The organism is Caulobacter sp. GSs2, from assembly GCF_058680895.1.
In genome coordinates this window covers 3,079,450-3,103,305 of record NZ_CM178725.1, presented here as the reverse complement: position 1 = coordinate 3,103,305, position 23,856 = coordinate 3,079,450, and the positions used below count along the sequence as shown (strand labels likewise).

Annotated in this window: 19 protein-coding genes, 1 tRNA gene and 1 pseudogene; 11 read left to right on the top strand and 10 right to left on the bottom strand. The window is 67.2% G+C overall.

Annotated features, from left to right (window positions below; genetic code table 11):
* Window positions 1-2 precede the first annotated feature (2 nt).
* The gene (fixJ, locus tag ACW17Z_RS15090; RefSeq protein WP_419318377.1) at window positions 3-605 is read left to right on the top strand and encodes a response regulator FixJ; all 603 of its coding nucleotides are present in this window, start codon (window positions 3-5) and stop codon (window positions 603-605) included.
* Here fixJ and ACW17Z_RS15085 read toward each other — a convergent pair.
* Window positions 602-1,027: a nucleoside transporter gene (locus tag ACW17Z_RS15085; protein WP_419318379.1), complete on the bottom strand. Its 426-nt coding sequence runs from the start codon at window positions 1,025-1,027 to the stop codon at window positions 602-604. The two genes, fixJ and ACW17Z_RS15085, sit on opposite strands and share 4 nt — an antisense overlap.
* A gap of 114 nt (window positions 1,028-1,141) precedes the next feature.
* Here ACW17Z_RS15085 and fixK point away from each other — a divergent pair, with 114 nt between their 5' ends.
* Window positions 1,142-1,783 carry a transcriptional regulator FixK gene (fixK, locus tag ACW17Z_RS15080; protein WP_492056590.1) on the top strand — a complete coding sequence of 214 codons (642 nt, stop codon included), beginning with the start codon at window positions 1,142-1,144 and terminating at the stop codon, window positions 1,781-1,783.
* 59 nt (window positions 1,784-1,842) lie between these two features.
* On the opposite strand, the gene ACW17Z_RS15075 is transcribed toward fixK, so the two are convergent.
* The gene (locus ACW17Z_RS15075) at window positions 1,843-3,153 is read right to left on the bottom strand and encodes an MFS transporter (protein ID WP_419318383.1); all 1,311 of its coding nucleotides are present in this window, start codon (window positions 3,151-3,153) and stop codon (window positions 1,843-1,845) included.
* Between the two features lie 121 nt (window positions 3,154-3,274).
* Between ACW17Z_RS15075 and motA the strand changes: the two genes are divergently transcribed.
* From motA to mnmC2, 3 genes are all read left to right on the top strand, one after another.
* Window positions 3,275-4,144 (top strand): flagellar motor stator protein MotA, encoded by an 870-nt coding sequence (motA, locus tag ACW17Z_RS15070; RefSeq protein ID WP_492056589.1) that lies wholly within the window; start codon window positions 3,275-3,277, stop codon window positions 4,142-4,144.
* A gap of 147 nt (window positions 4,145-4,291) precedes the next feature.
* On the top strand, window positions 4,292-4,630 hold the full coding sequence (locus tag ACW17Z_RS15065) for a hypothetical protein (protein WP_492056588.1): 339 nt from the start codon (window positions 4,292-4,294) through the stop codon (window positions 4,628-4,630).
* A gap of 101 nt (window positions 4,631-4,731) precedes the next feature.
* Window positions 4,732-6,519, top strand: coding sequence for a tRNA (5-methylaminomethyl-2-thiouridine)(34)-methyltransferase MnmC2 (gene mnmC2 / locus ACW17Z_RS15060; protein WP_492056587.1), 1,788 nt, complete (start codon window positions 4,732-4,734; stop codon window positions 6,517-6,519).
* A gap of 271 nt (window positions 6,520-6,790) precedes the next feature.
* On the opposite strand, the gene ACW17Z_RS15055 is transcribed toward mnmC2, so the two are convergent.
* From ACW17Z_RS15055 to cpdR, 3 genes are all read right to left on the bottom strand, one after another.
* Window positions 6,791-8,002, bottom strand: a complete 1,212-nt coding sequence (locus tag ACW17Z_RS15055) for an OmpA family protein (protein WP_492056586.1) — start codon at window positions 8,000-8,002, stop codon at window positions 6,791-6,793.
* A 235-nt stretch (window positions 8,003-8,237) separates the two neighbouring features.
* Window positions 8,238-8,312, bottom strand: a tRNA-Val gene (locus tag ACW17Z_RS15050).
* Between the two features lie 118 nt (window positions 8,313-8,430).
* Window positions 8,431-8,787 (bottom strand): cell cycle two-component system response regulator CpdR, encoded by a 357-nt coding sequence (cpdR, locus tag ACW17Z_RS15045; protein ID WP_062144046.1) that lies wholly within the window; start codon window positions 8,785-8,787, stop codon window positions 8,431-8,433.
* A gap of 163 nt (window positions 8,788-8,950) precedes the next feature.
* On the opposite strand from cpdR, the gene ACW17Z_RS15040 reads away from it, so the two are divergent.
* The 4 genes and pseudogenes from ACW17Z_RS15040 to ACW17Z_RS15025 form a co-directional block, all read left to right on the top strand.
* Complete coding sequence (locus ACW17Z_RS15040; RefSeq protein ID WP_419318423.1) at window positions 8,951-9,889, top strand: N-formylglutamate amidohydrolase; 939 nt, start codon at window positions 8,951-8,953, stop codon at window positions 9,887-9,889.
* A 549-nt stretch (window positions 9,890-10,438) separates the two neighbouring features.
* The gene (gene typA, locus ACW17Z_RS15035) at window positions 10,439-12,271 is read left to right on the top strand and encodes a translational GTPase TypA (protein WP_419252467.1); all 1,833 of its coding nucleotides are present in this window, start codon (window positions 10,439-10,441) and stop codon (window positions 12,269-12,271) included.
* A gap of 195 nt (window positions 12,272-12,466) precedes the next feature.
* The gene (locus ACW17Z_RS15030) at window positions 12,467-14,881 is read left to right on the top strand and encodes a putative bifunctional diguanylate cyclase/phosphodiesterase (RefSeq protein WP_492056585.1); all 2,415 of its coding nucleotides are present in this window, start codon (window positions 12,467-12,469) and stop codon (window positions 14,879-14,881) included.
* A 16-nt stretch (window positions 14,882-14,897) separates the two neighbouring features.
* Window positions 14,898-15,029, top strand: a pseudogene (locus tag ACW17Z_RS15025) (hypothetical protein); the annotation flags it as partial.
* On the opposite strand, the gene ACW17Z_RS15020 reads toward ACW17Z_RS15025, so the two are convergent.
* A complete protein-coding gene (locus tag ACW17Z_RS15020; RefSeq protein WP_492056584.1) occupies window positions 15,019-15,264 on the bottom strand; it encodes a GlsB/YeaQ/YmgE family stress response membrane protein in 246 nt (81 codons plus the stop codon). The pseudogene ACW17Z_RS15025 and the gene ACW17Z_RS15020 sit on opposite strands and share 11 nt — an antisense overlap.
* A 209-nt stretch (window positions 15,265-15,473) precedes the next feature.
* Complete coding sequence (locus tag ACW17Z_RS15015; protein ID WP_492056583.1) at window positions 15,474-15,929, bottom strand: GNAT family N-acetyltransferase; 456 nt, start codon at window positions 15,927-15,929, stop codon at window positions 15,474-15,476.
* Window positions 15,930-15,980: 51 nt separating this feature from the next.
* Here ACW17Z_RS15015 and ACW17Z_RS15010 point away from each other — a divergent pair, with 51 nt between their 5' ends.
* Together ACW17Z_RS15010 and ACW17Z_RS15005 are read left to right on the top strand one after the other, a co-directional pair.
* On the top strand, window positions 15,981-17,141 hold the full coding sequence (locus ACW17Z_RS15010; protein WP_492056582.1) for an aminotransferase: 1,161 nt from the start codon (window positions 15,981-15,983) through the stop codon (window positions 17,139-17,141).
* Between the two features lie 66 nt (window positions 17,142-17,207).
* Window positions 17,208-17,741 (top strand): GNAT family N-acetyltransferase, encoded by a 534-nt coding sequence (locus tag ACW17Z_RS15005; protein ID WP_492056581.1) that lies wholly within the window; start codon window positions 17,208-17,210, stop codon window positions 17,739-17,741.
* On the opposite strand, the gene ACW17Z_RS15000 is transcribed toward ACW17Z_RS15005, so the two are convergent.
* The 3 genes from ACW17Z_RS15000 to ACW17Z_RS14990 form a co-directional block, all read right to left on the bottom strand.
* Window positions 17,710-20,292 (bottom strand): hybrid sensor histidine kinase/response regulator, encoded by a 2,583-nt coding sequence (locus ACW17Z_RS15000; protein WP_492056580.1) that lies wholly within the window; start codon window positions 20,290-20,292, stop codon window positions 17,710-17,712. The genes ACW17Z_RS15005 and ACW17Z_RS15000 overlap by 32 nt on opposite strands.
* A gap of 77 nt (window positions 20,293-20,369) precedes the next feature.
* Window positions 20,370-21,134, bottom strand: a complete 765-nt coding sequence (locus tag ACW17Z_RS14995) for an SDR family oxidoreductase (protein ID WP_419318438.1) — start codon at window positions 21,132-21,134, stop codon at window positions 20,370-20,372.
* 179 nt (window positions 21,135-21,313) lie between these two features.
* Window positions 21,314-23,821, bottom strand: coding sequence for a TonB-dependent receptor (locus tag ACW17Z_RS14990; RefSeq protein ID WP_419318440.1), 2,508 nt, complete (start codon window positions 23,819-23,821; stop codon window positions 21,314-21,316).
* Between the last annotated feature and the right edge of the window lie 35 nt (window positions 23,822-23,856).

Sequence of the window (23,856 nt, the reverse complement as noted above, 5' to 3'; positions counted from 1 at the left end):
CCATGATTGAAGCCACTGTCTACGTGGTCGATGACGATGAAAGCGCCCGGGAGTCCCTGGCCTTCCTGCTGGAGTCCGCCGACTTCCAGGTGGTCGCCTATGCCAGCGCGCCGGCCTTCCTGGACGCCCTGCCCACCGCCCGGCCCGGCTGCGTGATCACCGACGTGCGCATGCCCGAAATGAGCGGTCAGGAGCTGGTCGCCCGGCTGGCGGCGCTGAATGCGCGCATGCCGGTGATCATGATCACCGGCCACGGCGACATCCCCATGGCGGTCGAGGCCATGCGGTCGGGCGTGGTCGACTTCATCGAAAAGCCGTTCTCGGAAAGCCGCATCCTGGACGCCCTGAAGCGGGCCATGAACGCCCTGGAATCGCCGTCCATGTCGGACGACCAAGCCGAGATCCTGCATCGGCTGGAAACCCTGTCGGAGCGCGAACGTCAGGTGCTGGACGGCGTCGTCGCCGGCCATCCCAACAAGGTCATCGCCCGTGAGCTGGGGATCAGTCCCCGCACCGTCGAGATCTATCGCGCCAAGCTGATGACCAAGATGCACGCCGACAACCTGGCCGCCCTGGTGCGGATGACACTGGCGGTTCGGGGTTAGTCTACCGCAAGCGCCGCCGCGATCTGCTGGCTGAGCGCGTCGGTCATCAGCGGCTTTTCCACGACCCGGACCTTGGCCCAGGCCGGCTGGCGGCGCGTCTGCCCCCCCGACATCAGGACCACCGGCGGGCGTCGCCGGAGCACCAGGTCGCGCAGGCGCGCATCGCAGGCCGGCTCGTCCAGCACGAAACAGGCGGCGTCCAGACGGCTCCAGCAGGCCAGCAGCGCCTGGGCCGCGCCAAAGACGCTGACCCGATAGCCCTCGGTCTCCAGTGAAAAGCGCAGGGCCTCTCGCAGGGCCTCGTCTTCATCGAGAACCACAATCAGGGGGCGCCGGGCGCGCTCGCCATCCAGGGCGTTGGAAACACCGCACATGACGCCATAGGCGCACGCCCGCTCGGGCTTTGCCTTGATCGAGCTCAAGCTGGGCCCCGAGACGCTCCGCAGGCGCGCTTAAGTAGCGTCCCTTAGGCGTCGCACCCGAATTTACCCTGCGTCTCGCGCGTTCCAGAACGACACCCAACAAGGGACCGCCACATGCTCTCTCCGCTTCCCCAGTCCACAACCCCGGCTCCGACCTCCGCCCCGTTCGGCTTCACCGGCCCCTGCCTTCGCCATGCGCGCGACGAGGAGATCTTCGGCGAGGGCGAGACGGCAGACCATGTCTATCAGGTCATTTCCGGCTCGGTTCGCACCTGCCGGACCCTGCGCGATGGACGGCGGCAGATCGACGAGTTCCACTTCGCCGGCGACTATTTCGGCCTCGAGGCCGGCGACCTGCATCGGGTAGCCGCCGAGGCCATGACCGAAACCACGGTGCGGATGGTGCGGCGCGGCGCGCTCAGCCAGCTGGCCGCGCAGCGGCCTGAGGTGGCCCGGGTGCTGTTTCGCCTGACCGTCGAGGGCCTGCAACGCAGTCAGGACCACGTCTTGATGCTGGGCCGCAAGTCAGCGCGCGAACGGGTGGTCGGCCTGCTGGTCGATCTGGCCGATCGCACCGGCGGTGATGAGCTGGACATCCCGATGTCGCGTCAGGACATGGCCGACTATCTGGGCCTGACCATCGAGACGGTGTCGCGCACCCTGACCCAGTTGCAGGGCGATGGCGTCATCGCCATCCCGACCACGCGCCACATCGTACTGCGCGATGGCGTGGCCTTGCGGCGGCTGGCCAGCTAGACTGTTGTTTTGACGCATTTTCTTCACGCGAACCGGAACCCACTTCGCTCAAAAAGGCTTCAGCTGCCTTCGTCGCTGCGTTCCAGGCTGGCCAGGGTGGCCTCTTCCTGCGGATCGGCGTCGCTGACCTTGCGCAAGGCCGCTTGGCGCAGGGCATAGACCAGCAGGCCCAGCAGGATCACGGCGTTCAGCACGAACGGGCCCCAGCCGATCCAGCGGTACAGCATCACAAACAGCGGACCGAACACGACGTTGAGGCCGTTGATCGCGGCGATCGCCCCGGCGGCGCCGGCCTGGTCCTTGGCGCCCACCGACAGCGAGGCGCCGGCCGTAAAGCCTGGGCGGGCGAAACCGTAGCCCAGATTGGCGATGGCGAACCCGATGGCCACGGCGGCGTAGTCCGGCGCGAAAGCCACAATCACATTGCCCACCGCCGCCGCCGCCACGCCCCAGCGCATCAGGTCGCGCGGCCGCATGGCGAACATCCGGATCAGGCCCCATTGAGCCAGCAGTCCGGCGACCGCCCCGGCCGCCATGGCCAGGGTGATATAGCCCTGGGCCTGCATGGGCGGCAGTTGCAGCTTGTCGATGATCAGGAAGCCCAGGGTCTGGGACTGGGCGGTCTGACACGAGGCGACCAGGAAGCCATAGATCAGGAAGGGCTTGAGGCGCGGATCCTTCCACAGGGCCGCCCCCTCGCCCTTGAATGAAAGGCCAAAGCCCCTGCGCGGCGGCGCTTCGCCGTGACCAGGCTTGAAGGTTTCGGGCAGACCGCGCTGGACGACGACGACCATGATCCCGGCCAGGATGGCGAAGGCGAACATCGGCCCCGCCAGTCCTACCACCGGCAGGACGAACAGCGGCGCCAGCAGCGGCCCGACCACCGTGCCCAGGCCAAAGGCCCCGGCCAGCGTGGCCATGCTCTGGGTGCGCTCCTCGCGACTGGTGCGCTCAGCCATATAGGCCTGGGTGGCGGGATTGGACGCCGAGCCGAACAGACCAAACAAGGCCCGCGCCATCAGGAACAGAACAAAGATCACCATGGGCGCGACCATGTGATGCAGGCCGGCGCTGACCACGATGGCGCACAGGGTCATGGACACGCTAAAGCCGACCAGACCCAGCAGGATCAGGGGCTTGCGGCCATGCAGGTCCGACTGCCGGGCCCAGAACGGCGAGCTGATCGCCCACAGGACGGCCGACAGCGAGAAGATCGCCGCCACCAGCACGTCGGGTATGCCGATCTCCCGCCCGATGGCCGGCAACACCGACCACATGCCGCTGTTGCCCATGGCCGAGACCACGGACACGCCGAAGAGGATCGCGAAAGCGCCCCGGTTGCTTCGGGTTTCTTGTTCGGCGGTAGACATCGAACGACTGTTAGGCCGCCGACCGTCGCGGTGCAACTCGCAGCGGGTGTGCGCTCAGGAACCTTGGCTTAATCATTAACCGCGATGATGCCGCATCAAATCTCGGGGTCGGTCTTCCGTCATGTTCCAGGTCATCGGCATCGTCCTGCTCTTCGCCATGGTGTTCGGCAGCTACCTTATGGCTGGCGGCAAGATGGACGTGATCCTTCACGCAGCCCCGCACGAACTGATGGCCATCGGCGGGGCCGGCGTCGCCGCCTACCTGATCGCCAACTCGATTACGGTCATCAAGGGCACCGGCCCCGCGTTCGGCAAGATCTTCGGCGGCCCCAAGTGGAAAGCCTCCGACTATCGCGACCTTCTGGCCCTGCTGTTCCTGCTGACCAAGACGATGAAGTCCAAGGGCGTGATCGCCCTGGAAAGCCACATCGAAAAGCCGCACGAAAGCTCGATCTTCTCGCGCTATCCCAAGATCGCCAAGGACCACTTCGCCGTCGACTTCATCTGCGACACCCTGCGGATGATGACCATGAACCTGGAAGATCCCCACCAGGTCGAGGACGCGATGGAGAAGCAGCTCGAAAAGCACCATCACGAGGCCCACGGCCCGGCCCACGCCCTGACCAATCTGTCGGACGGCCTGCCCGCCCTGGGCATTGTCGCCGCCGTTCTGGGGGTCATCAAGACCATGGGCTCGATCACCGAGCCGCCGGCCGTTCTGGGCGGCATGATCGGCGGCGCGCTGGTCGGCACCTTCATGGGCGTGTTCATGGCCTATGGCCTGGTCGGTCCGATGGCCACCCGCCTGGGCGCGGTGATCGACGAGGATCACGCCTTCTACAAGATCATCCAGGCCGTCCTGGTCGCCCACCTGCACGGCAACGCCGCCCAGATCTCGGTCGAAATCGGCCGCGGCAACGTGCCCAGCACCGCCCAGCCCAGCTTCCTGGAGCTGGAAGAGGCCCTGTCGCAGATCCCCAACGAAGCCTGATCGGACGCATCGAGTCTGTCATCGAAGTAATCACGGTCGCGTGAAGTCACGCTTGCGCGCCCGTTCGAACCGGTATTCCCTTCGATGGACAGACCTAGCGCGAAAGCGCGCGCGATCCGACAGACCAACAGCCGCAAGGGATTTCCCATGAGCACCACCGTTCTTCGCACGCTCCTGATCGCCAGCGTGGCCGCATCGGCCCTCTCGCTCGCCGCCTGCGGCAAGAAGGAGGAGGGCAGCGAGGCCTCGACCGCCGCCGCCGAAGCCGCCGCTGCCGGCGCCAGCACGGTGACCGACGCCGCCACCGCCAAGGAACAGGCCGCCGCCGACGCCAACAAGGCCGCCGCCGACGCCGCCGCCGCGCCGATGACCGAGGATGACACGGTCGCCGCCACGGGCGCGACCGCCGCCGAGGCCCCGGCCTCCGCCGCCAAGGAACCGGCCCAGCCGGCCCATGCGCCTGAAGAGAAAAAGGCCGCCCACTAAGCGACTTTTTGAGCCTGCCGATCGAAGGGGCCGCCTGACCGGGCGGCCCCTTTTTCGTGGGCGTCTTGACAGGCTCACGGCCGGGGCGGCTCTAACGCGCCATGATCGACCCCGCCCCGCAAGACGCCTCGCCCCTCGTCTGGAACGACGACGGTCTGCCGCGCTCGCGGCTCTATGGCGATGTCTATTTCTCCAGCGCCGATGGTCTGGCCGAGACCCGGGCCGTGTTCCTGACCGGCTGCGGCATGCCGGAAAGCTTCGCGGGGCGTGACCGGCTGGTCGTCGGCGAGCTGGGCTTTGGCACGGGCCTCAACATCGCCGCCCTGCTGGATCTGTGGCGGCGTGAAGCCCCTGCCCAGGCGCAGCTGCACATCTTCTCGATTGAGGCCCATCCGATCTCGCGCGAAGACGCCGCCCGCGCCCTGGCCGTGTGGCCCGAGCTGGGCGAGGCCGCCCAGGTCCTGCTCGACCACTGGCCGGGCCAGGCGCGGGGCTTTCACCGCGTGGACCTGCCGGGCTTCCGCGCCACCCTGGATCTGGCGGTCATGGACGTGCGCCAGGCGCTGGACAGCTGGGACGGCGCCGCCGACGCCTGGTTCCTGGACGGCTTTTCGCCGGCCCTCAATCCGGCGATGTGGAGCGAAGACATCCTGGCCGCCGTCGCCGCCCGCTCGGCCCCCGGCGCGCGGGCCGCCACCTTCACCGTGGCCGGCGCGGTGCGGCGCGGCCTGCAGGCGGCCGGCTTCGAAATCGCCAAGCGCCCCGGCTTTGGCCGCAAGAAGGATCGGCTGGAAGCCTGGCTGCCGGGCGAGCCGCCCGCCCCGCCCCGCCCCGCCAGCCTGGCGATCATCGGCGGCGGGATCGCCGCCGCCGCCCTGGCCCGCGCCGCCGCATCGCAAGGCCTGGTTCCCACGATCGTCGACGCCGGCCAAGCGCCGGCCTCGGGCAACCCCGCCGCCCTCGTCACCCCCGCTCTCGACGCCGGCGGCGGCCCGCGCGCCGCCCTGCCCGCCCAGGCCTTCGCCCGCGCGGTCCAGCTGTATGAAGAGCTGCCCGGCGCGGTGATCGCGCGCGGCGTGCTGCAACTGGCCCAGACCCGGCAGGTCGCCGACCGCTTCGCCGTGATCGCGGGGCAGGAGATCTTCGAGCCTGAATCAATGACCCTGCTGGCCTCGGCGTCCGAGCCTCTGGGCGAGCCCGCCGGCGCCGCCCTGGCCATGGCAAAGGCGCTTGTAGTCGAACCGCGCGTGATCCTGGACGCCTGGCGGGGCCAGACCCTCGCCGCGCGGGTGCAGACCGTGGTTCGCGACGCCGACGGCTGGCGCCTGCTGGACGCCGAGGGGGCCGAGATTCTGCGCGCCGACCTGGTCGTGGTCGCGGCGGGCGCCGGGCTGGGCGGCCTTTTGCCCGACCTGAGCCATCGCCCCGTGCGCGGCCAGGCCAGCTGGACGCCCCTGGCCGAAGGCTACAGCCGGGCTCCGGCGGCGTTCGGCGGCTATGCCATACCCACCCGAGAGGGCGTGCTGTTCGGGGCCACCCATGACCGCGACGTGCTGGACACAGACGAGCGGCCCGAGGATCACCTGCGCAATCTGGAGACCCTGGCCAAGGGCCTGCCGGCGCTGGCGGCCCAGCTGGATGGGGCGCCGCTGTCGGGACGCGCCGCAACGCGCGTGACCACAGCCGACCACCTGCCGCTGGCGGGTCGCTTGTCCGACGGACTGTTCGTCCTGGGCGGCCTGGGCGCGCGAGGGTTCTGTCTGGCCCCCTTGCTGGCCGAGCATATTGTGGCTGCGGCAATCGGCGCGCCATCGCCCCTCCCGCGCGAATTGTCGCGGTTGGTCGAACCGGAGCGTTTTGACTCGCCCGTGGCGAGAGCCTGCCTATAGTGGAGCTCGGAATTGGACCCTTGGGTCTGCGTGATCGAGCTTTTGTCGGCCCAGTTCGTGCTGATGAAGGGCGTCCGCCTCTGAAGCGGCGCCCCAGGACATGCGGCCGACTCCCCCCAGTTGGCCCATGCCGGCGGCTTGTTAGCCCTCCAGGCTGCCGACGGCGACGCTCCCGACGCCCCATCGGGAGCGTCTTTCGTTTGGGTCTGCCGCCAAAGAAAAAGGGCCCGACCTTTCGGTCGAGCCCCCATCCTGTTGTCTGACGTCGAACCTAGAAGTTGATCGAGATCGTCGAACGACGGTTCAGAGGTTCCTTCACACCATCACCGGTGGCGACGGCCGGAGCGCTTTCGCCCTTCCAGTCGACAGCCAGGGTCGTGGCGACGACGCCCAGACCCACCAGGCCATCAGCGACGGCCTTGGCGCGGCGTTCCGACAGACGGGCGTTGTAGCGATCCGAACCCGACGTATCGGTGTGACCGGTGATCGTCAGCTTGGTGGCCGAACCGTTCCGGGCATAGTCAGCCGCCTGCTGGACCACAGCCTGGGCTTCCGGCGTCAGCACGTACTGATCGAACGGGAAGTAGACCATGAACTCGCGGGCTTCATAGACCGGAGCCGGCGGCGGGGGCGGAGGAGCCGGCGGCTCGGGCGGGGGAGCCGGGGGAGCCATCGGGGGCGGGGGCGGAGGAGCCGGCGGGGCCGGCGGGGCGCCGAAGGTGTAGCGCACGCCCAAGGTCACCGAGGTGTCCTTGTACTTGCCTTCATAGATGCCCGTGTCGGTGATCGAACCGACGCCCGGACCGGCGTTCTGCGTCACCTGACCCCACTTGAGGTCCTTGGTGGCCAGATAGCGGCCGGTCAGGTCCATGCTCCAGTTGGGGGCGAAGTCCCAGGCCAGGCCCAGCAGACCCTGATAGGCGAAGGCCTGATCAACGTCGTCGAAGCTGACATTCTGGAACGGCGCGCCGCCGGCCGGAACGCCGCTCAGCTGACCATAGACCTTGTTGTGCACCCAGGCCGCACCGGCGCCGGCGCCGATGAACGGATGGAGGCTCGACTCCGGCATGAAGTCATAGATGACATTGGCCATCAGGGTGGTGGCCTTCATCTCGCCGTTCGGCTCACCGCACTTGGGCGAGGCGGCGGTACGGATCGGGCCGGCGGTGCAGAGACCGATCGGCTGAGCGCCGGAAAGTCCCGAACCACGAACGCCGTCGATATCGGCGCCGCGATAGCCGTACTCGGCTTCAACGCGCCAGTTGGGGGTGAACTTGTAGCCCAGACGACCAAAGGCCGCCCAGTCTTCCTTCTGGGAGAAGTCCCAGTTGTAACCCTTGGACGACGTCGCCTTGACGTCGTTCGGCATGTGGTAGCCGGCGTCGCCGGCAACGTACCAACCGCTCGTCGCGCTTTGGGCTGACGCGCTCGTGGCGGCGCAAAGCGCGACCACCGCGACGCCGGCCAACAATTGGAATCTCATGGTTTGCACCCTCGCTGGAATTGTCATGGGGCCGACCCGGAGGCGGACCCGACAGGACAAACGCAGCAGCGGGGATTTCGTATGTGTCCTAATGGCCACATTTCGAGAAACCGAAGCATCCGCCCCCGGAACATCAACGCGGAGCGGAGCGAGCGGAGGCCGCTGCCCAGTTCAAACGCGTCGACTGGAACGCCTCAAGCTGAGGTGTGACGAAGGAAGGAATTTAGGAAGGGAATGGTGGACGCGACAGGGATTGAACCTGTGACCCCCTCGATGTCAACGAGGTGCTCTCCCGCTGAGCTACGCATCCGCCAAAGCGACCCTGAAGCACTGTAAAAGTGTCCCGGGCGGGAAGGTGACGGGGTATAGCGGCGGCTTTCGCGTCGCGCAAGCCGCCAGATTTAAATTATCGGGCGGGGCGGAAAAACTCAGGCGGCCATCATCTTTTCGACCTCGGCGACCAGGTCGCGGAGGTGGACAGGCTTGGACAGCACCTTGGCGCCGGCGGGCGCGCGGTCTTGCGCCGACAGGGCCACGGCGGCGAAACCGGTGATGAACATGATGCGCAGGGCCGGGTCGCGGGCTGCGGCCTGGCGGGCCACCTCGATGCCGTCCATGCCGGGCATGACGATATCGGTCAGCAGCAGGTCCCACGGATGATCGAGATGCTGAACAGCCTCCTCGCCATCGGCGCAGGCCTGAACCTCGAATCCGGCGCGCTCAAGCGCCCGGGCCAGGAAACCCCGGAGCGAGTCGTCGTCTTCGGCGAGAAGGATGCGAGCCATGTTGGTCTTTTTCCGCAGATCGTCGGCTTTGGGGGGGCACTGTAACGCGCTGACTGTAAATCGGGGATGAACCCGGCGACTGTTCGACAGGACCGCCCGACTTTTCCCGGTGGGGTGGCCAAAGGTGTTTGACCGCGCCCGGCCAGCCTTGCGACTATGACCCATGAGCGCTTGGGAGCCTAACGCGACGAGGAAGCCGCCGGCGACAGCCGCCGCGTCTTCCGTGGCTCCCCTCGCCGGCCCGGCCCATGAGGTTCTGCGCGCCGCGCCCGAACCCGCGCCGCCGCCCACGGCCCTGGTCTTCGCCTCGCCCCACTCAGGCAGCATCTATCCCGCCGACATGATGGCCGCCGCGCGGCTGGACGCCGAGGCGATCCGGGGCTCGGAAGACGCCTTCGTCGACCAGATCATCGCCGGCGCGCCCTCGCTGGGCGCAGCGGTGATCCAGGCGCGACTGGCCCGGGCCTATATCGATCTCAATCGCGAGCCGTGGGAGCTGGACCCGGCGATGTTCGAGGACGAACTGCCCGACTATGCCCGGAGCCGCTCGGCGCGGGTGGTCGCCGGCCTGGGGGCCATCGCCAGGGTCGCCGGCGAAGGACGTCCCATCTATGCCCGAAAGCTGACCTTCGCCGAGGCCCAGGCCCGCGTCGAGCTGGCCCACCGCCCCTATCACGACGCGCTGGACCGTCTGCTGGCCTCGGCGCGGGCGACTCATGGCTGCGCGGTTCTGGTGGACTGGCATTCGATGCCGGCGGCGGCGGCCCGGGGCCAGAGGGCGCGGGGCGGGGGGTCTTGCGATATCGTGCTGGGCGACCGGTTCGGCGCCGCCTGCTCGCCCAAACTCACCGCACTGGTCGAGCGAGAGCTGGAATCGATGGGCTATCGCGTGGCCCGCAACGCGCCCTATGCCGGCGGCTACACCACAGAGCACTATGGCCGGCCGGCGCGGCGTACTCACGCCCTGCAGATCGAGATCAACCGCGCGCTCTATATGAACGAGTCGACGCGCGAGCCGACCCAGGGGCTGATCAAGCTGGCCGCCGACGCCGATCGCCTGACCCGCGCCCTGGCGGATCTGGATGTTTCCAGCCTGCGTTAAGGCTCAGGATCGCTCTGTTGCGCCGATCCGATCGGCCGCTGGATCACCGCAGCAGCACCGGCCGGAGCCGGATTGATGGCCTTGTGGCCGCTTTCAGCGTCCAGACCAAAAAAAAAGCCCGGCTCGAGAGCCGGGCAGTTCATTAGGGAGGAAACGCCCAGGAAGGGCAGAGGCGACAAGGCCGCCTCACAGGTCGTTTATAGGGTGCGGTGCGAAATTGGGCAAGCGGAAAAGTGGACTTTAATGTCGATTTTGCTGAAGGGGTTTGAAGAAAAACCCATGCAGGACAAGGGTTATGTAACGCCGGTCGCCCAATAGCGCCCATTTTTCCCGCATGCTGCAGTGCACAATTGGTTGCCAGTGAAACAACTGCGCCTGCGAAGGGCTCTCAAACCCCGCAAAATCAAGGCTTTCGGGATGACACCGGTTTCCGTCGAATCTCCTTTCTCAACAGGTGGGGTGGATAAACGCAGCGCAGTCGCGTAAAAGCCGCGCGCCTGATGCGCGCAGCGTCATCTCCCGTCTCTTCCCCGAAAGTTCGCCTTCTCCATGTCCATGCGAAACATCGCCATCATCGCGCACGTCGATCATGGCAAGACCACCCTCGTCGATCAGCTCCTGGCCCAGTCCGGCATCTTCCGCGCGAACGAAGCCACGACCGAGCGCGCCATGGACTCCAATGACCAGGAGCGCGAGCGCGGGATCACCATCCTGGCCAAGTGCACCAGCGTCCTGTGGCACGGCGAAGCGGGCGAAACCCGCATCAACATCATCGACACCCCCGGCCACGCCGACTTCGGCGGCGAAGTCGAACGCATCCTGGGCATGGTCGACGGCTGCGTCATTCTGGTCGACGCCGAAGAAGGCGTCATGCCGCAGACCAAGTTCGTCCTGGGCAAGGCCCTGAAGATGGGCCTGCGTCCGATCCTCTGCCTCAACAAGGTCGACCGTCCGCACGCCGATCCGGACCGGATCCTCAATGACGTGTTCGACCTGTTCGCCACCATGGGCGCCACGGACGAGCAACTCGACTTCCCGCACATCTATGCGTCGGGCAAGAACGGCTGGGCGACGCTGGACATGAACCAGCCCAACAGCACCCTGGCTCCCCTGTTCGACCTGATCGTGCGCCACGTGCCCGAGCCCAAGGTCGTCGAGAACGTCGACAAGCCGTTCCAGATCCTGTCGGTCCTGATCGAAAACGACCCCTTCCTGGGTCGCCTGCTGACCGGCCGCATCACCTCGGGCAAGGCCGTCCCCGGCATGTCGATCCACGCCCTGTCGCTGGACGGCAAGGAAATCGAGCGCGGCCGCATCACCAAGGTGCTGGCCTTCCGCGGCCTGAAGCGCCAGCCGGTTGACGAAGCCGAAGCCGGCGACATCGTCGCCATCGCGGGCCTGTCCAAGGCGACCGTGGCCGACACCCTGTGCGCCATGGAAGTCACCGAGGCCCTGCCCGCCCAGCCGATCGATCCGCCCACCATCTCGATGACCGTCTCGGTCAACGACAGCCCGCTGGCGGGCAAGGAAGGCGACAAGGTCCAGAGCCGCGTCATTCGTGACCGTCTGCTGCGCGAAGCCGAATCCAACGTGGCCATCAAGGTCAGCGAAACGGCCGAAGGCGACGCCTATGAAGTCGCCGGTCGCGGCGAACTGCAGCTGGGCGTGCTGATCGAAGGCATGCGCCGCGAAGGCTTCGAAGTGTCGATCAGCCGTCCGCGCGTCGTGTTCCAGACCGATCCGGAAACCGGCAAGCGCCTTGAGCCGATCGAAGACGTCATGATCGACGTCGACGACGAGTTCTCGGGCATCGTCATCGAGAAGCTGTCGATGCGTAAGGCCGAGCTGAAGGACATGGGTCCGTCGGGCGCCGGCAAGACCCGCCTGCAACTGGTGGCCCCGTCGCGCTCGCTGATCGGTTATCAGGGCGAGTTCCTGACCGATACGCGCGGTTCGGGCGTGCTGAACCGCGTGTTCAGCCACTACGAGCCCTACAAGGGCGCCATCGACAGCCAGCGCAAGGGCGTGCTGGTTTCGAACTCGGAAGGCGAAACCGCCGCCTTCGCGCTGTGGAACCTGGAAGATCGCGGCACGATGTTCGTCGGCGCCGGCGAAAAGACCTACCAGGGCATGATCATCGGCGAGAACGCCCGTCAGGACGACCTCGACGTCAACCCGATGAAGGCCAAGCAGCTGAACAACATCCGCGCCTCGGGCAAGGATGAAGCCGTTCGCCTGACCCCGCCGCGCCGCATGACCCTCGAGCAGGCCATCGCCTATATCGAGGAAGACGAGCTGGTCGAAGTGACGCCCAAGAACATCCGCCTGCGCAAGCAGACCCTGAACCCGTCGTTCCGCAAGCGTCGCGTCAAGGAAGAATAGGACCTCAAGTCCTGATCTGACAAAGGCCGCCGCCCCTCTCGGGTCGGCGGCCTTTTTTCTGGCTGAGCCCCGCGCCAAACCGTCGCGCCGAACACGCAGAGCGTGCGCGGCGACAACGGCTTAACGCCTGGTTCACCAAAACCGTCGAAGGTCGCCGGCGGGGCCTCTTCGTCCCGGGGAACTCAGGACCGCGCCGTGGGCAAGGCCGCCGCCATCTCGATCATTGCGGGGCGTTTGGCCCCCCTGCTGTCCCCCATGCTGCCCGTCGTGCCCGAGGAAATGGCCGGGCGTGTGCGCATGGAGCAACTGGCCAGCATCCTGCGCCTGACGCCCATCATGATGGGCGCCAACATCGTCATCGCCATGCTGGTCTGCCTGGCCGGCCTGACCGGTCCGCATCGGACCGGCCTGATCATCTGGTCGGCCATGGTGATCAGCTATGGCCTGCTGGGCCTGCGCGGCTGGCTGGCCGCCCAGCGCAGCAAGGGCGGCAAGTCCACCGTGTCTGCGCGCGGCCTGCGCCGTATCGCGACCCAGGCGGGTTTGCTGGGCTGCCTGTGGGGCGCCCTGCCCATCCTGGCCATGGATGGCGACGCCGCCAGCGTGCAGATGCGCATGATGATCGTCTCGGTGATCGCCGGCATGGTCGGCTGTGGCGGATTTGCCATGCTGGCCTTTCCGCCCGCCGCGATCGCCTATTCAACCCCGATGGTGATCGGCTCGCTGTATGTCCTGGCGCGCAGCGGCGACCCGATCCTGCTGGCCTTGGGCGGCCTCCTGATCTTTTGCTACCTGGTGGTCAGCCTCTCGTGCCTGTCGCACGCCAAGGTGTTCGCCGAACGCCTGGTGGCCGGCGAGGAGCTGGAACGCCAGAAACAGGTCGTCAGCCTGCTGCTCAGCGACTTTGAGGAAGGCGCCAGCGACTGGCTCTGGGAAATCGATGCACACGGCGCGCTCAGCTACGTGTCCGACCGCATGGCCGCAGCCGCCGGAACCGACCGGCGCGCGCTCCTGGGCCAGACCCTGGCCGCCCTGTGCGGTCCCGCCGTCGAAGGCCCGACAGGCCCGGTGGCCTCGCTGACGGCGCTGCTGGCCGAACACAGGACCTTCCGGGATATCGTCGTGCCGGTACAGGTCGGCGCCCTGACCCACTGGTGGTCGCTGAGCGCCAAGCCGATCCACGACAAGGACGGCGCCTTCATGGGATTCCGCGGCGTCGGGGCCGACGTCACCGCAGCCCGCGAGGCCCAGGCGCGCATCTCGCGCCTGGCCCATTTCGACGTCCTGACCCAGCTGCCCAACCGCCTGTCGTTCCTGCAGGCCCTGAGCAAGGCCTGGACCGACCATGCCCAGGCCGATGACGCCGTCGGCGGCTGCGCCGTACTGTGCCTGGACCTGGACTATTTCAAGGGCGTCAATGACAGCCTGGGCCACCCGGTGGGCGACGCCCTGCTGATCGAGGTCGCCGAGCGCCTGCGCCAGTGCGTCGGCGAGGCCGGCTTCGTGGCCCGCCTCGGCGGCGACGAATTTGCCGTGGTCGTCGCCCCGGCCCCGGCGCCCGAAGCCCTGGGCGAGCTGGCGCGCGCCATCGTCGAGACCCTGTCCCAGCCCTATGACATCAAGGGCCACAATGTCCTGATCGGCGCCAGCATCGGCATCGCCATCGCCCCGGTCGATGCGGCCGATCCCGACAGCCTGCTGAAGAACGCCGACCTGGCCCTGTACCGCGCCAAGGGCGACGGTCGCGGGGCCTATCGGTTCTTTGAGCTGTCGATGGATGTCGGGGCCCAGGAGCGGCGGGCGCTGGAGATGGATCTGCGCGCCGCGCTGAAGAATGACGAGCTGAGGGTCTTTTTCCAGCCGCTGATCGGCTGTCGCGAGCACGATATCACCGGCTTTGAGGCGCTGCTCCGCTGGGAGCATCCGCGTCGCGGCCTGGTTCCGCCCAATGACTTCATCGCGTGCGCCGAGCAGTGGGGCCTGATCGGCAAGATCGGCGAGTGGGTGCTCAACGAAGCCTGCAGGCAGGCCGCCTCATGGCCCGCGCCCCTGACCGTGGCCGTCAACCTGTCGCCAAACCAGTTCGCTTCGGGCGACCTGGTCGGCCAGGTGGCGCGTGCGCTCAGCGACTCGGGCCTGGATCCGTCACGGCTTGAGCTGGAAATCACCGAGGGCCTGCTGCTCAACGACACGGCCCGAACCCTGGAACAGCTGGCGGCGCTGAAGACCCTGGGCGTGAAGATCGCCATGGACGACTTCGGCACCGGCTATTCCAGCCTGGCCTATCTGTGGCGGTTCCCGTTCGACAAGATCAAGCTGGACCGCTCGTTCGTGGCCGAGATGGGCGAGAACACCGCCATCAGCGACATCGTCCGCACCATCACCCTGCTGGGCCAGACCCTGAAGCTGCAGGTCACGGCCGAGGGTGTGGAAACGGCCGACCAGGCGCGGATGCTGGGGGAAATGCACTGCGACCATTTCCAGGGCTTCCTGTTCGGACGCCCCATGCCGGTCGGCGACATCCCCAACTTCCTGCTCAGCGACCTGGCGCGCCGCATGCGACGCCAGAGCGTTGCGGCGGAACACAGTGAGCAATCGGCCTCAGCCTAAAGCCAAAGATCAATAGGCTTGTCATCCCGGCCGCAGCGAAGCGGAGAGCCGGGACCCAGGGGCAACCGCAATGCGCCGGCCCCTGGGTCCCGGACAGCCTCTTCGAGGCTTCCGGGATGACAAGATTTTGGGGATCCTCAGCGCTTGATCAGCCCCAGCAGGGCCAGGAGCAGGACCGCGCCGATCGTCGAGATCACCAGGCTGCCGATGAAGCCGCCCCAGCCAATCCCCAGCGCACTGGCGACAAACGCCCCCAGGAACGAACCGACCACACCGACGACCAGGTTGGTCAGCAGGCCGTGATTGCGCTTCATGATCTGTTCGGCGATCCAGCCGGCCAGAATGCCGATGATGATCGCGCCGATGATGCCTACGCCGCTCATGTGTCTCTCCTGATGGCCCGGTTGAGCTTCGGGAATGCGTGAGCTGCGGTGAAGGTTGCGTGGGGATCGTGTGCTCGATGCACTTGCCCCCTCCTGGCTGCTGCGCAGCCGTCCTCCCCCGTAAGGGGGAAGATGAAGCGCGCCGATCTCATCTTCCCCCTACGGGGGAGGAGCGCCGACGGCGCGGAGGGGGCTAGTCCGTCGCCCCCCTAAACCCGCCGCTCCATGAACACATCGGCCCGCGCATAGGGCGTGTCCCGATGCGGCAAATCGACAAACCCCATCGCCCGATAGAGCCCGAGAGCGGGCGCGAGGCTGGAATTGGTCTCCAGATAGAGCCGTGGCGCGCCCAGCGCCTGGGCCTTGTCGATACAGGCCTGCATCAGCAGCCGGCCCAGCCCGGTTCCCCTCGCCTGCTCGGTGACCGTCATCTTGGCCACCTCGAACCCGCCGTCATCCAGCAGCAGCAGGCCGACGCAGCCGATCACTTCGCCGTCCTTGGTCTCGGCCATCAGGATGTGTCCACCCTTGTCGAGGATCTTGCCGACCGGGTCGTTCAGCGCCTCGTGATCCTTGGGCTCCATCCGGAAGAGGGTGGAGATCCAGGCGACATTCAGGTCGCGCCAGGCATCGGCGTGTCGGGCTTCAAAGGGCAAGATGCGCATGGGCTCGATAATGTGCGATCAGACAATCCAGGCAACAGGCAATCCCCGATCATGGTCCATCCCGTCTTCGACAACCTGCCCACCACCATCTTCGAGGAGATGAGCGGCCTGGCGCGCGAGCTGGGCGCCATCAATCTGGGCCAGGGCTTTCCCGACGACGCCGGACCCGAGCCCTTGCGCGCCAGGGCCGCCGAGGCGCTGATGACCGGCTCCAACCAGTACCCGCCGATGCGCGGCCTGCCGCAACTGCGCGCCGCTGTCGCCGAGCATTATCGCCTGAGCCAGGGGCTGGATCTGGACGCCAGCGAGATCACCGTCACCTCCGGCGCGACCGAGGCCCTGGCGGCGGCCTTCTTTTCGCTGATCTCGCCGGGCGACGAGGTGGTGCTGTTCCAGCCGCTGTACGACGCCTATCTGCCGCTGGTGCGCCGGGCCGGCGGCATCCCGCGTCTGGTGCGCCTTGAGCCGCCGCACTGGCGCTTCGACCGCGCCATGCTGGAAGCCGCCTTCACGCCCCGGACGCGGATGGTGGTGCTCAACAGCCCGCTCAATCCGGCCGGAACCGTGACACCCGACGCGGACCTGGCCCTGCTGGCGGAGTTCTGCGTCGCCCATGACGCCATCGCCGTCTGCGACGAGGTCTGGGAGGCGGTCACCTTCGATGGCGCCCGCCACCGTTCGCTGATGGACTTCCCCGGCATGCGCGAGCGGACGGTGAAGATCGGCTCGGCGGGCAAGATGTTCGGCATGACCGGCTGGAAAGTCGGCTTCCTGTGCGCCGCCCCGCCCCTCACCCGGGCTCTCGCCGCCGCCCACCAGTTCCTGACCTTCACCACCCCGCCCAACCTGCAGGCCGCTGTGGCCTGGGGACTGGAGCACTATCGCGACTGGTTCACGACCATGCCCGCCGGACTGCAGGCCTCGCGCGATCGCCTGGCCGCCGGTCTGGAGGGCGCCGGCTACAGGGTGCTGCCCAGCGCCGGGACCTACTTCCTCAATGTCGACCTGCGCGCCTCCGGCATCGCGCTGGCCGATCGCGCGGTCTGTCTGGCTCTGGTCCGCGAGCACGGGGTGGCGGCCATACCGGTCTCGGCCTTCTATGCGCAAAGCCCGGTGACCCACATCGTGCGCCTGTGTTTCGCCAAGGCCGACGCGACCCTGGACGAGGCCATCGCGCGACTGGCGGCGGCCCGGCCCCGTCTGGGCGGTTGATCGACACCGTCGCCGGCTCTACCACCAGAAGGAAGACGCCCCAGAGCGCTTCGGGAGACAGGGCTGATGACCGTATCGATGCTCGTGGAACGCGGCCAGGTCATCTCGCTGATCAGCGCCACCGCCGAGACGTTCGACGCCGAGGACGTGGGCGGAGAGGCCATCGCCGAATGCCTGGGCGTCAAGCCGCCGGTCTCGTGGCCGCCGGAACACAATGACCCGGCCACCCGCGACTGGATGCGCGGCCTGCTGGCCGACCATCCCGACGAGCCGGGCTATGCCGGCTGGTACATGATCGCCCAGAACCGGCTGGTCGGCGTCTGCGGCTTCAAGGGTCCGCCCAACATCTGGGGCGAGGTCGAGATCGGCTATTCGGTGGTCGAGGCCGAGCATCGCAAGGGCTATGGCGTCGAGGCCGCAGGCCTGCTGATGGCCCGCGCCTTCCGTGACCCCCGGGTGTCGCTGGTCACGGCCGAGACCATGCCCGCGCGGATCGCCTCGCAGAAGGTGCTGGCCCGTTGCGGCTTCACCCATGTCGGCGGCTATTTCGACCCCGAGCAGGGTCAGGTCATGCGGTTCGAGGTAGGGCGTCCGGGCTAGCGGTTCGCCCCGCAGGCACGCGCGCCGACAGAGCCCGATCCATCGCCGACAGCAGGTCGCGCAGGTCGATGGGCTTGGCGACATGCGCGTCGGCGCCGGCCGCCAGGCAGGTCTTGATCTGGGCCGACATCACATCGGCGGTCAGGGCGATGACCGGCAGTCGTTCGAAGCGCGGATCGGCGCGCAGCTGACGCGTGGCCTCCAGCCCGTCCATCACCGGCATGTTGACGTCCATCAGCACGATGTCGATGAGGCCGGTCTCCAGGGCGTCCAGCGCCTCTTGGCCGTTTTCGGCCTCGATCAGCTCGCACTCGAACGGCGTCAGGAACAGCCGGATGACACGGCGGTTGACGGGGTGGTCGTCGACCACCAGCACGCGGCGGCCATGCAGGGCGGCGAAGGAGGGCTCATCTTCGGCGCCGTCGACGTCGTCGGGCGCGTCGTCGGAGGCGGCGCAGGCGTCGGCCAGCATCTCCACGACAAAGATCGAGCCGTGGCCCTCGTGGCTTTGGACCTGGATGTCGCCCCCCATCAACTCGACCAGTCGCCGGGTGATGTTCAGCCCCAGGCCGGTGCCGCCAAAGGTGCGGGTCGTCGAGGCGTCGGCCTGGGTGAAGGCGCCAAACAGCTTGGCCAGGGTGGCCTGGCTCATGCCGATGCCGGTGTCCAGCACCCGCAGACGGACGCGCTGGCGCCCCGTGGCCAGATCAGGTCCGCACGACAGGGTCACCTCGACCTGTCCCGTATTGGTGAACTTCAGGGCGTTGGAAACCAGGTTGCTCAGGCACTGGCGCAGGCGCACGGCGTCGAACAGCAGCGGTCCGGGCGGCAAGCCCTCGATGCGGAAGACCAGCTCAATGCCCTTGTCGCGCGCGGTGGGCTGGTAGCCGCCGATCAGGCGCGCACAGACCTGGGCCAGATCGCCGGCGGTGGGCGCGATCTCAAGCTTGCCTGCCTCGATCTTCGACAGGTCGAGAATGTCGTTGAGCAGCACCAGCAGGGTGTCGCCGGAATCCAGGATCAGCTCGACCTGCTCGCGCTGATGCGACGGAAGATCGTCGGACCGCAGCGACTGGGCCAGACCCAGCATGCCGTTCAGCGGCGTGCGCAATTCGTGGCTCATCACCGCCAGGAAGGCTGACTTGGCCTGGTTGGCGGCTTCGGCATGCTCACGGGCCTCGCGCAGATGGCGCGAGGCGCGGCGTTGATAGATCGCCCAGGTCACCCCGCCCGCCACCAGCAGCGCCAACAGCAGGGCGATCACGCCCGAGGCCTGGGCCAGCTGGCGATTGAGCTGGACCTCGGCGGCCAGGCGTCGGCTTTCGTCGCGCTTGGCGCGCAGCTCGCTTTCCAGCGCCGACGACATCTCGGCGACGCTGCGCGCATGGGCCTCATTGATCTTGGCGTGATCGGCCCGTCGCCAGGTGTCCAGCTTCTGGAAAGCCTGAAGGCCGCGCCCCTCGGCCTGATCCAGATAGGCCTCGGCCAGCAGTTCGACCTGCGGGTCGCGCGGGATCAGGCTGGTGGGCACAGCCCGCAGGGCGGTCAGGTCAGCGCGGGCGGCGGGAGCGTCGCCCAGCTTGGCATGGGCCACCAGCCGCCGCTGCAGCATCAGCACGTGCAGGCGACGGCCGGGCTGGCGCAGATCGTCGCGCATCGGGGCCAGGCAGGCCAGGGTCTTGCGCGGATCAGCGCGCGCCTCGGCCACCAGCGCGCACAGGAACTTGGTCCAGGTCTTCAGGTCCCGATCGCCGCCGGCCGCCGCCATCTGGCCGTGCAGCGTCACGAAGTGGTCGGCAGCGTCCAGCTCGCCCAGCTCCACGGCCGTGTAGCCGATGTCATAGAGACGCTCGATCTTGCGCAGATAGAAGGCGTCGCGCTCGTCCAGGCTGGCCGCCTTGGCCATGTGGTCCAGAGCGCCTTCCTTGTCGCCGATATCGGCCAGCGTATAGGAGTGCACTTGGTGGGCCTCGGCCAGCAGCGGCCGGGCGATCGCGCCGCGGCGCTCGATCTCCGAGGTCAGGTCGGCGGCCAGTCTCGCCGCCTGGGCCCAGTGGCCATGCTGCCCCAGGTCGCGCACCCGCTCGATCCCGGCCATCATCCGCACGTCGGGCGAAGACCCCTCCAGGAACCGCTTCCAGTCCGTCGCCGAGAAGGCGCGATAGCCGCCGGACTCGTGGCGATAGGCCAGGGTCATGAGGTCGGCTAAGGCGGCAAGAGCCGGGTCGCCATCGCGCTGGGCCACCCGCCGCGTTTCCGCGGTCCAGGCCAGGAACGGGCCCTGCAGCTGGTTGCTCTTGTAGGCGTACAGCACCCGCCACAGCCCATACAGGCGCTCGGACCCAAGCTGACGAAGGGCCTTGCGACCGGCCCGCTCGACATCCTCATTGTCGCGCGGCGGCCGGATCTGGCGGTGGACGCCGATCTCGCGGGCCAGCTGGCCCAGCCGCGCCGAGGCTTCGGATGGAGTCGGAGACACACCCCTGGCTGAGGCCCCGGCGGCCAGCGCCAGGCAGCCGATCACAGCGAGAGATGCGATAAATCGTCGCAAGCCTAGTCCCCAAAACAGGACCGCAACCCTGAGGCAATAGCGTGTACGGCCCGTTAAGCTGTTAGGCGTTGCGGCGACTAGATCGTCGCGCCGCCATCCACGACCAGCGCCTGGCCGGTCATGAAGCTGCCGGCCTTGGAGGCCAGATAGACCGCCGCCCCGGCCAGTTCATCGGGCTCGCCGATGCGGCGCAGCGGTACGCTCTTGGTCGAGCGCTCCAGGGTCTCGGGATTGTCCCACAGGGCCTTGGCGAAATCGGTCTTGATCAGGCCGGGCGCGATGCAGTTGACCCGCACATTGTCGGGCCCGAACTCGTGCGCCAGGTTTCGCGCCAACTGGAAATCGGCGGCCTTGGAGATGTTGTAGGCTCCGATGATGGCGTTGCCGCGCAGGCCGCCGATCGACGAGATGATGATGATGGAGCCGTCGCGACGCTCGCGCATCTCAGGCGCGACCATGCCGATCAGCCAGTGATTGCTGATGATGTTGTTGTCGAGAATCTTGCGGAACTGGTCGTCTGCGATGCCGGCCAGGGGACCGTAATAGGGATTGCTGGCGGCGTTGCAGACGCAGATGTCGACCTTGCCGAACGCCGCCTTCGTCTCGTCGACCAGGCGCTGCAGGTCTTCCTTGGAGCCGATATTGGCCGGGACCGCGATGGCCGTTCCCTCGCCATGCTTGGCGTTCAGCTCGGCCGCGACCTCGTCGCAGGGCCCGGCCTTGCGCGAGGAGATCACCACCTTGGCGCCGTGCTCGGCCATGCGCTGGGCGATGGCCTTGCCGATGCCGCGCGAGGATCCGGTGATGATCGCCACCTTGCCGGTGAGGTCGAAGAGGCCCATGGCGCGCTCCCTGAAACGTTTGTTTGAATTGTGGGCACACTGAGCCGCCCCGGCGGCGCGGTCAAGGTTTGGGGTCCGCGCCAAAACGACGAAGGCGCCTCCGGCCGGAACCGAAAGCGCCTTCTGAAGTCAGGTCTCTGCACCGCCCGGACGTGCCGGGCGGCGCAAAGGTATGGGTCTTAGAACGACTTGCGCACGGTCAGGCCGTAGGTGCGCGGCGCCGTCGGATAGCCGCTGTAGCTGCCGTCCTGCACCACGGTCGGGAAGGTCGCGATCAGGCTGTCTTCCTCGGTCAGGTTGCGAACCCAGAGCATGGCTTCAAGCCTGTGGGCTTCGTTGATCAGGCCCAGGCTGGCGTTGACGTTGTTCTGACCCCAGGTCGACAGCTCGGGCGGGGTGGTTTCCGTCAGCTGCGTGTCGCTGGTGTAGTCGTATTCGACCCGCAGATAACCGGCATAGCCGTTGCCGAAGTCGTGGTTGGCGGTGGCCGAGGTCGAGAGGCTCCACTTCGGAATGCCGGCCGGCGCATCACCGGTCAGATCGCGGAAGTTCGGACGACGACCGGTCGCCGGGTTCAGCGGGCAGCGCACGGTGTCATAGTTCACGCAGGCCGCGCCGGTGAAGGAGTCGTACTTCGGGTCGAGATAGGTGACCGCGCCGGTCAGGGACAGCCAGGACAGGGGGCGGTAGGCGCTGTCGACTTCGAAGCCGCGAACCGATTCCTTGCCGGCGTTGACCAGGCTGTAGCCCAGGCCCGTAAAGGCGTTGGACTGGAAGCCCTCGATCGCCTGGTCGAACACCGCCACGTTGAGGTAACCGCCCGGGAAGTTGGCCTTCAGGCCCGCTTCAAGCACGGTGACGTCTTCGGGGTTGGCGCTGCGGCCGACGCCGTTGGCATTCGGCGGACGGCTGTCGGAGGACAGGTTGAACGCCCCGGCCTTCCAGCCCGTCGAGTAGCTGACATAGGTGTTGATGCTGCCGAAGTCATAGGCCGCACGAACCGAATAGGTGACCTTGTCGGCCTTCAGCTTCCCCGACTCCGAAGCATTGGGGAAGTTGACCGGCGCATGGTTGGTCGTGTTGCCATAGTAGAACTGCAGACCGCCGAGGGCGGCATACAGGTTGCCCGGCAGGCCCAGGGCCGAAAGCTGCGGCACGGCGCTGAGGTTCAGGGACGAGAAGGGGTCCTTGAGGACGACGTTCGACTTGGCGTTCTTTTCGTCGCTCAGGAAGGCCAGACCGCCGGTCAGGGTCAGCTTGTCGGTGACGGCGTAGTCAGCCTGGCCGAACAGCGAGAACGAGGTCTGATCCATCGAATAATAGTCATCGATGCCATGGCCGGCCTGGAAGTAGGTCTTGCCCGGAACGACCGAAGGCGTGACCAGGCTCTGCAGGAACTCGAGCGCATAGAGGTTGGAACGACCGGTCAGGGCCGGACGCAGGGGCGCGGGCAGAGCGCCCAGCAGCGCCGCCGGCACCGGTCCGCTCAGGCCATCGGCGAAGCCCCGAATGTCCTTGCCGAAGGCGATCGTGCGGCCGGTATCAAGCTTTTCGTTCTGGTAGAAGCCGCCGACCAGCCAGCTGAGCGGACCGTCGCCCTTCGAGGCCAGACGCAGTTCCTGGGTGAAGGTCTTGATCGTGTTGCCAAGATCGTTGGTGGCCAGGTCGGCGCCGGAGAAGTCGATGTCCTGGAACGACGCGGCGTTCTGCTTGCGATAGGCAGTGATCGCGGTCAGGGCGGCGAAACCGAAATCGTGGTCGATCTGGCCCGAAACGCCCTTGCCCGACAGGGTATTGACCGGATCGCTCGTGAAGGTCACGTCGCGGTTGAACTTGGTGGCCGGGTTGCCGACCTTGGCGCCCAGACCGAAGGGGGCCGGCGCGGCGATGAACTGGGTCGCGGGACCGTTCAGCAGTTGCACCACGGTGCAGCAGACTTCGTTGATCTTGTTGTAGTCGGCGATGATCCGGACCGAGGTCTGGTCGGTCGGGAGCCACAGGACGTCGCCGCGGATCGACCAGCGGTCGCGGTCGTTGACGTCATTGCCGGTGATCACGTTGGTGGCGAAGCCATCGCGCTTGTTCAGGCCGCCGGACAGGCGGACCGCCACGGAATCGCTGAGCGGGCCGGTGACCGTGGCCTTGAGCTGCTGCTGGTTGAAGTTGCCGAAGCTGACCTCGGCCTTGCCGCCGAAATCGAACTGCGGCTTCTTGGTCACGATGCTGATGGCGCCGGCCGAGACGTTCTTGCCGAACAGGGTCGATTGCGGGCCGCGCAGCACTTCGATGCGCTCGATTTCAGGAAGGTCGTCGAGGGCCGAAGAGGACCGCGAGCGATAGACGCCGTCGATGAAGACCGCGACCGAGCTCTCGATGCCGTCATTGCCGTTGCCGTTGCCGAAGCCGCGAATGACGAAGTTGGTCTGGCTGACGGCGTTGAACTGCGAAACCTTCAGCGAAGGCACCATCGACTGCAGGTCGATAAGGTCGCGCACCTGGGCGCGTTCAACGGCCTGGGCGCCGGTCACCGAGACCGAGACCGGCACGTCTTGCAGGGTCTGCTCGCGCTTGGTCGCCGTGACGATGATCTCTTCGACCGTCGAGCTCGACGTCTGGCTCTGGGCGAATGCGGGGCTGCTGGCGATGAGCGCGACGAGCGAAACGCCGAGCAAATGGATCTTCTTCACGGAAACCTCCCTAAGGTTTATTTCTACGGGCCGCC

Excerpts from the sequence above, each read along its gene's own strand:
- fixJ (WP_419318377.1), top strand. The coding sequence starts at position 3 with ATGATTGAAGCCACTGTCTACGTGGTCGATGACGATGAAAGCGCCCGG.
- fixK (WP_492056590.1), top strand. The coding sequence starts at position 1,142 with ATGCTCTCTCCGCTTCCCCAGTCCACAACCCCGGCTCCGACCTCCGCC.
- ACW17Z_RS15075 (WP_419318383.1), bottom strand. The coding sequence starts at position 3,153 with ATGTCTACCGCCGAACAAGAAACCCGAAGCAACCGGGGCGCTTTCGCG.
- motA (WP_492056589.1), top strand. The coding sequence starts at position 3,275 with ATGTTCCAGGTCATCGGCATCGTCCTGCTCTTCGCCATGGTGTTCGGC.
- ACW17Z_RS15065 (WP_492056588.1), top strand. The coding sequence starts at position 4,292 with ATGAGCACCACCGTTCTTCGCACGCTCCTGATCGCCAGCGTGGCCGCA.
- mnmC2 (WP_492056587.1), top strand. The coding sequence starts at position 4,732 with ATGATCGACCCCGCCCCGCAAGACGCCTCGCCCCTCGTCTGGAACGAC.
- ACW17Z_RS15055 (WP_492056586.1), bottom strand. The coding sequence starts at position 8,002 with ATGAGATTCCAATTGTTGGCCGGCGTCGCGGTGGTCGCGCTTTGCGCC.
- cpdR (WP_062144046.1), bottom strand. The coding sequence starts at position 8,787 with ATGGCTCGCATCCTTCTCGCCGAAGACGACGACTCGCTCCGGGGTTTC.
- ACW17Z_RS15040 (WP_419318423.1), top strand. The coding sequence starts at position 8,951 with ATGAGCGCTTGGGAGCCTAACGCGACGAGGAAGCCGCCGGCGACAGCC.
- typA (WP_419252467.1), top strand. The coding sequence starts at position 10,439 with ATGTCCATGCGAAACATCGCCATCATCGCGCACGTCGATCATGGCAAG.
- ACW17Z_RS15020 (WP_492056584.1), bottom strand. The coding sequence starts at position 15,264 with ATGAGCGGCGTAGGCATCATCGGCGCGATCATCATCGGCATTCTGGCC.
- ACW17Z_RS15015 (WP_492056583.1), bottom strand. The coding sequence starts at position 15,929 with ATGCGCATCTTGCCCTTTGAAGCCCGACACGCCGATGCCTGGCGCGAC.
- ACW17Z_RS15010 (WP_492056582.1), top strand. The coding sequence starts at position 15,981 with ATGGTCCATCCCGTCTTCGACAACCTGCCCACCACCATCTTCGAGGAG.
- ACW17Z_RS15005 (WP_492056581.1), top strand. The coding sequence starts at position 17,208 with ATGACCGTATCGATGCTCGTGGAACGCGGCCAGGTCATCTCGCTGATC.
- ACW17Z_RS14995 (WP_419318438.1), bottom strand. The coding sequence starts at position 21,134 with ATGGGCCTCTTCGACCTCACCGGCAAGGTGGCGATCATCACCGGATCC.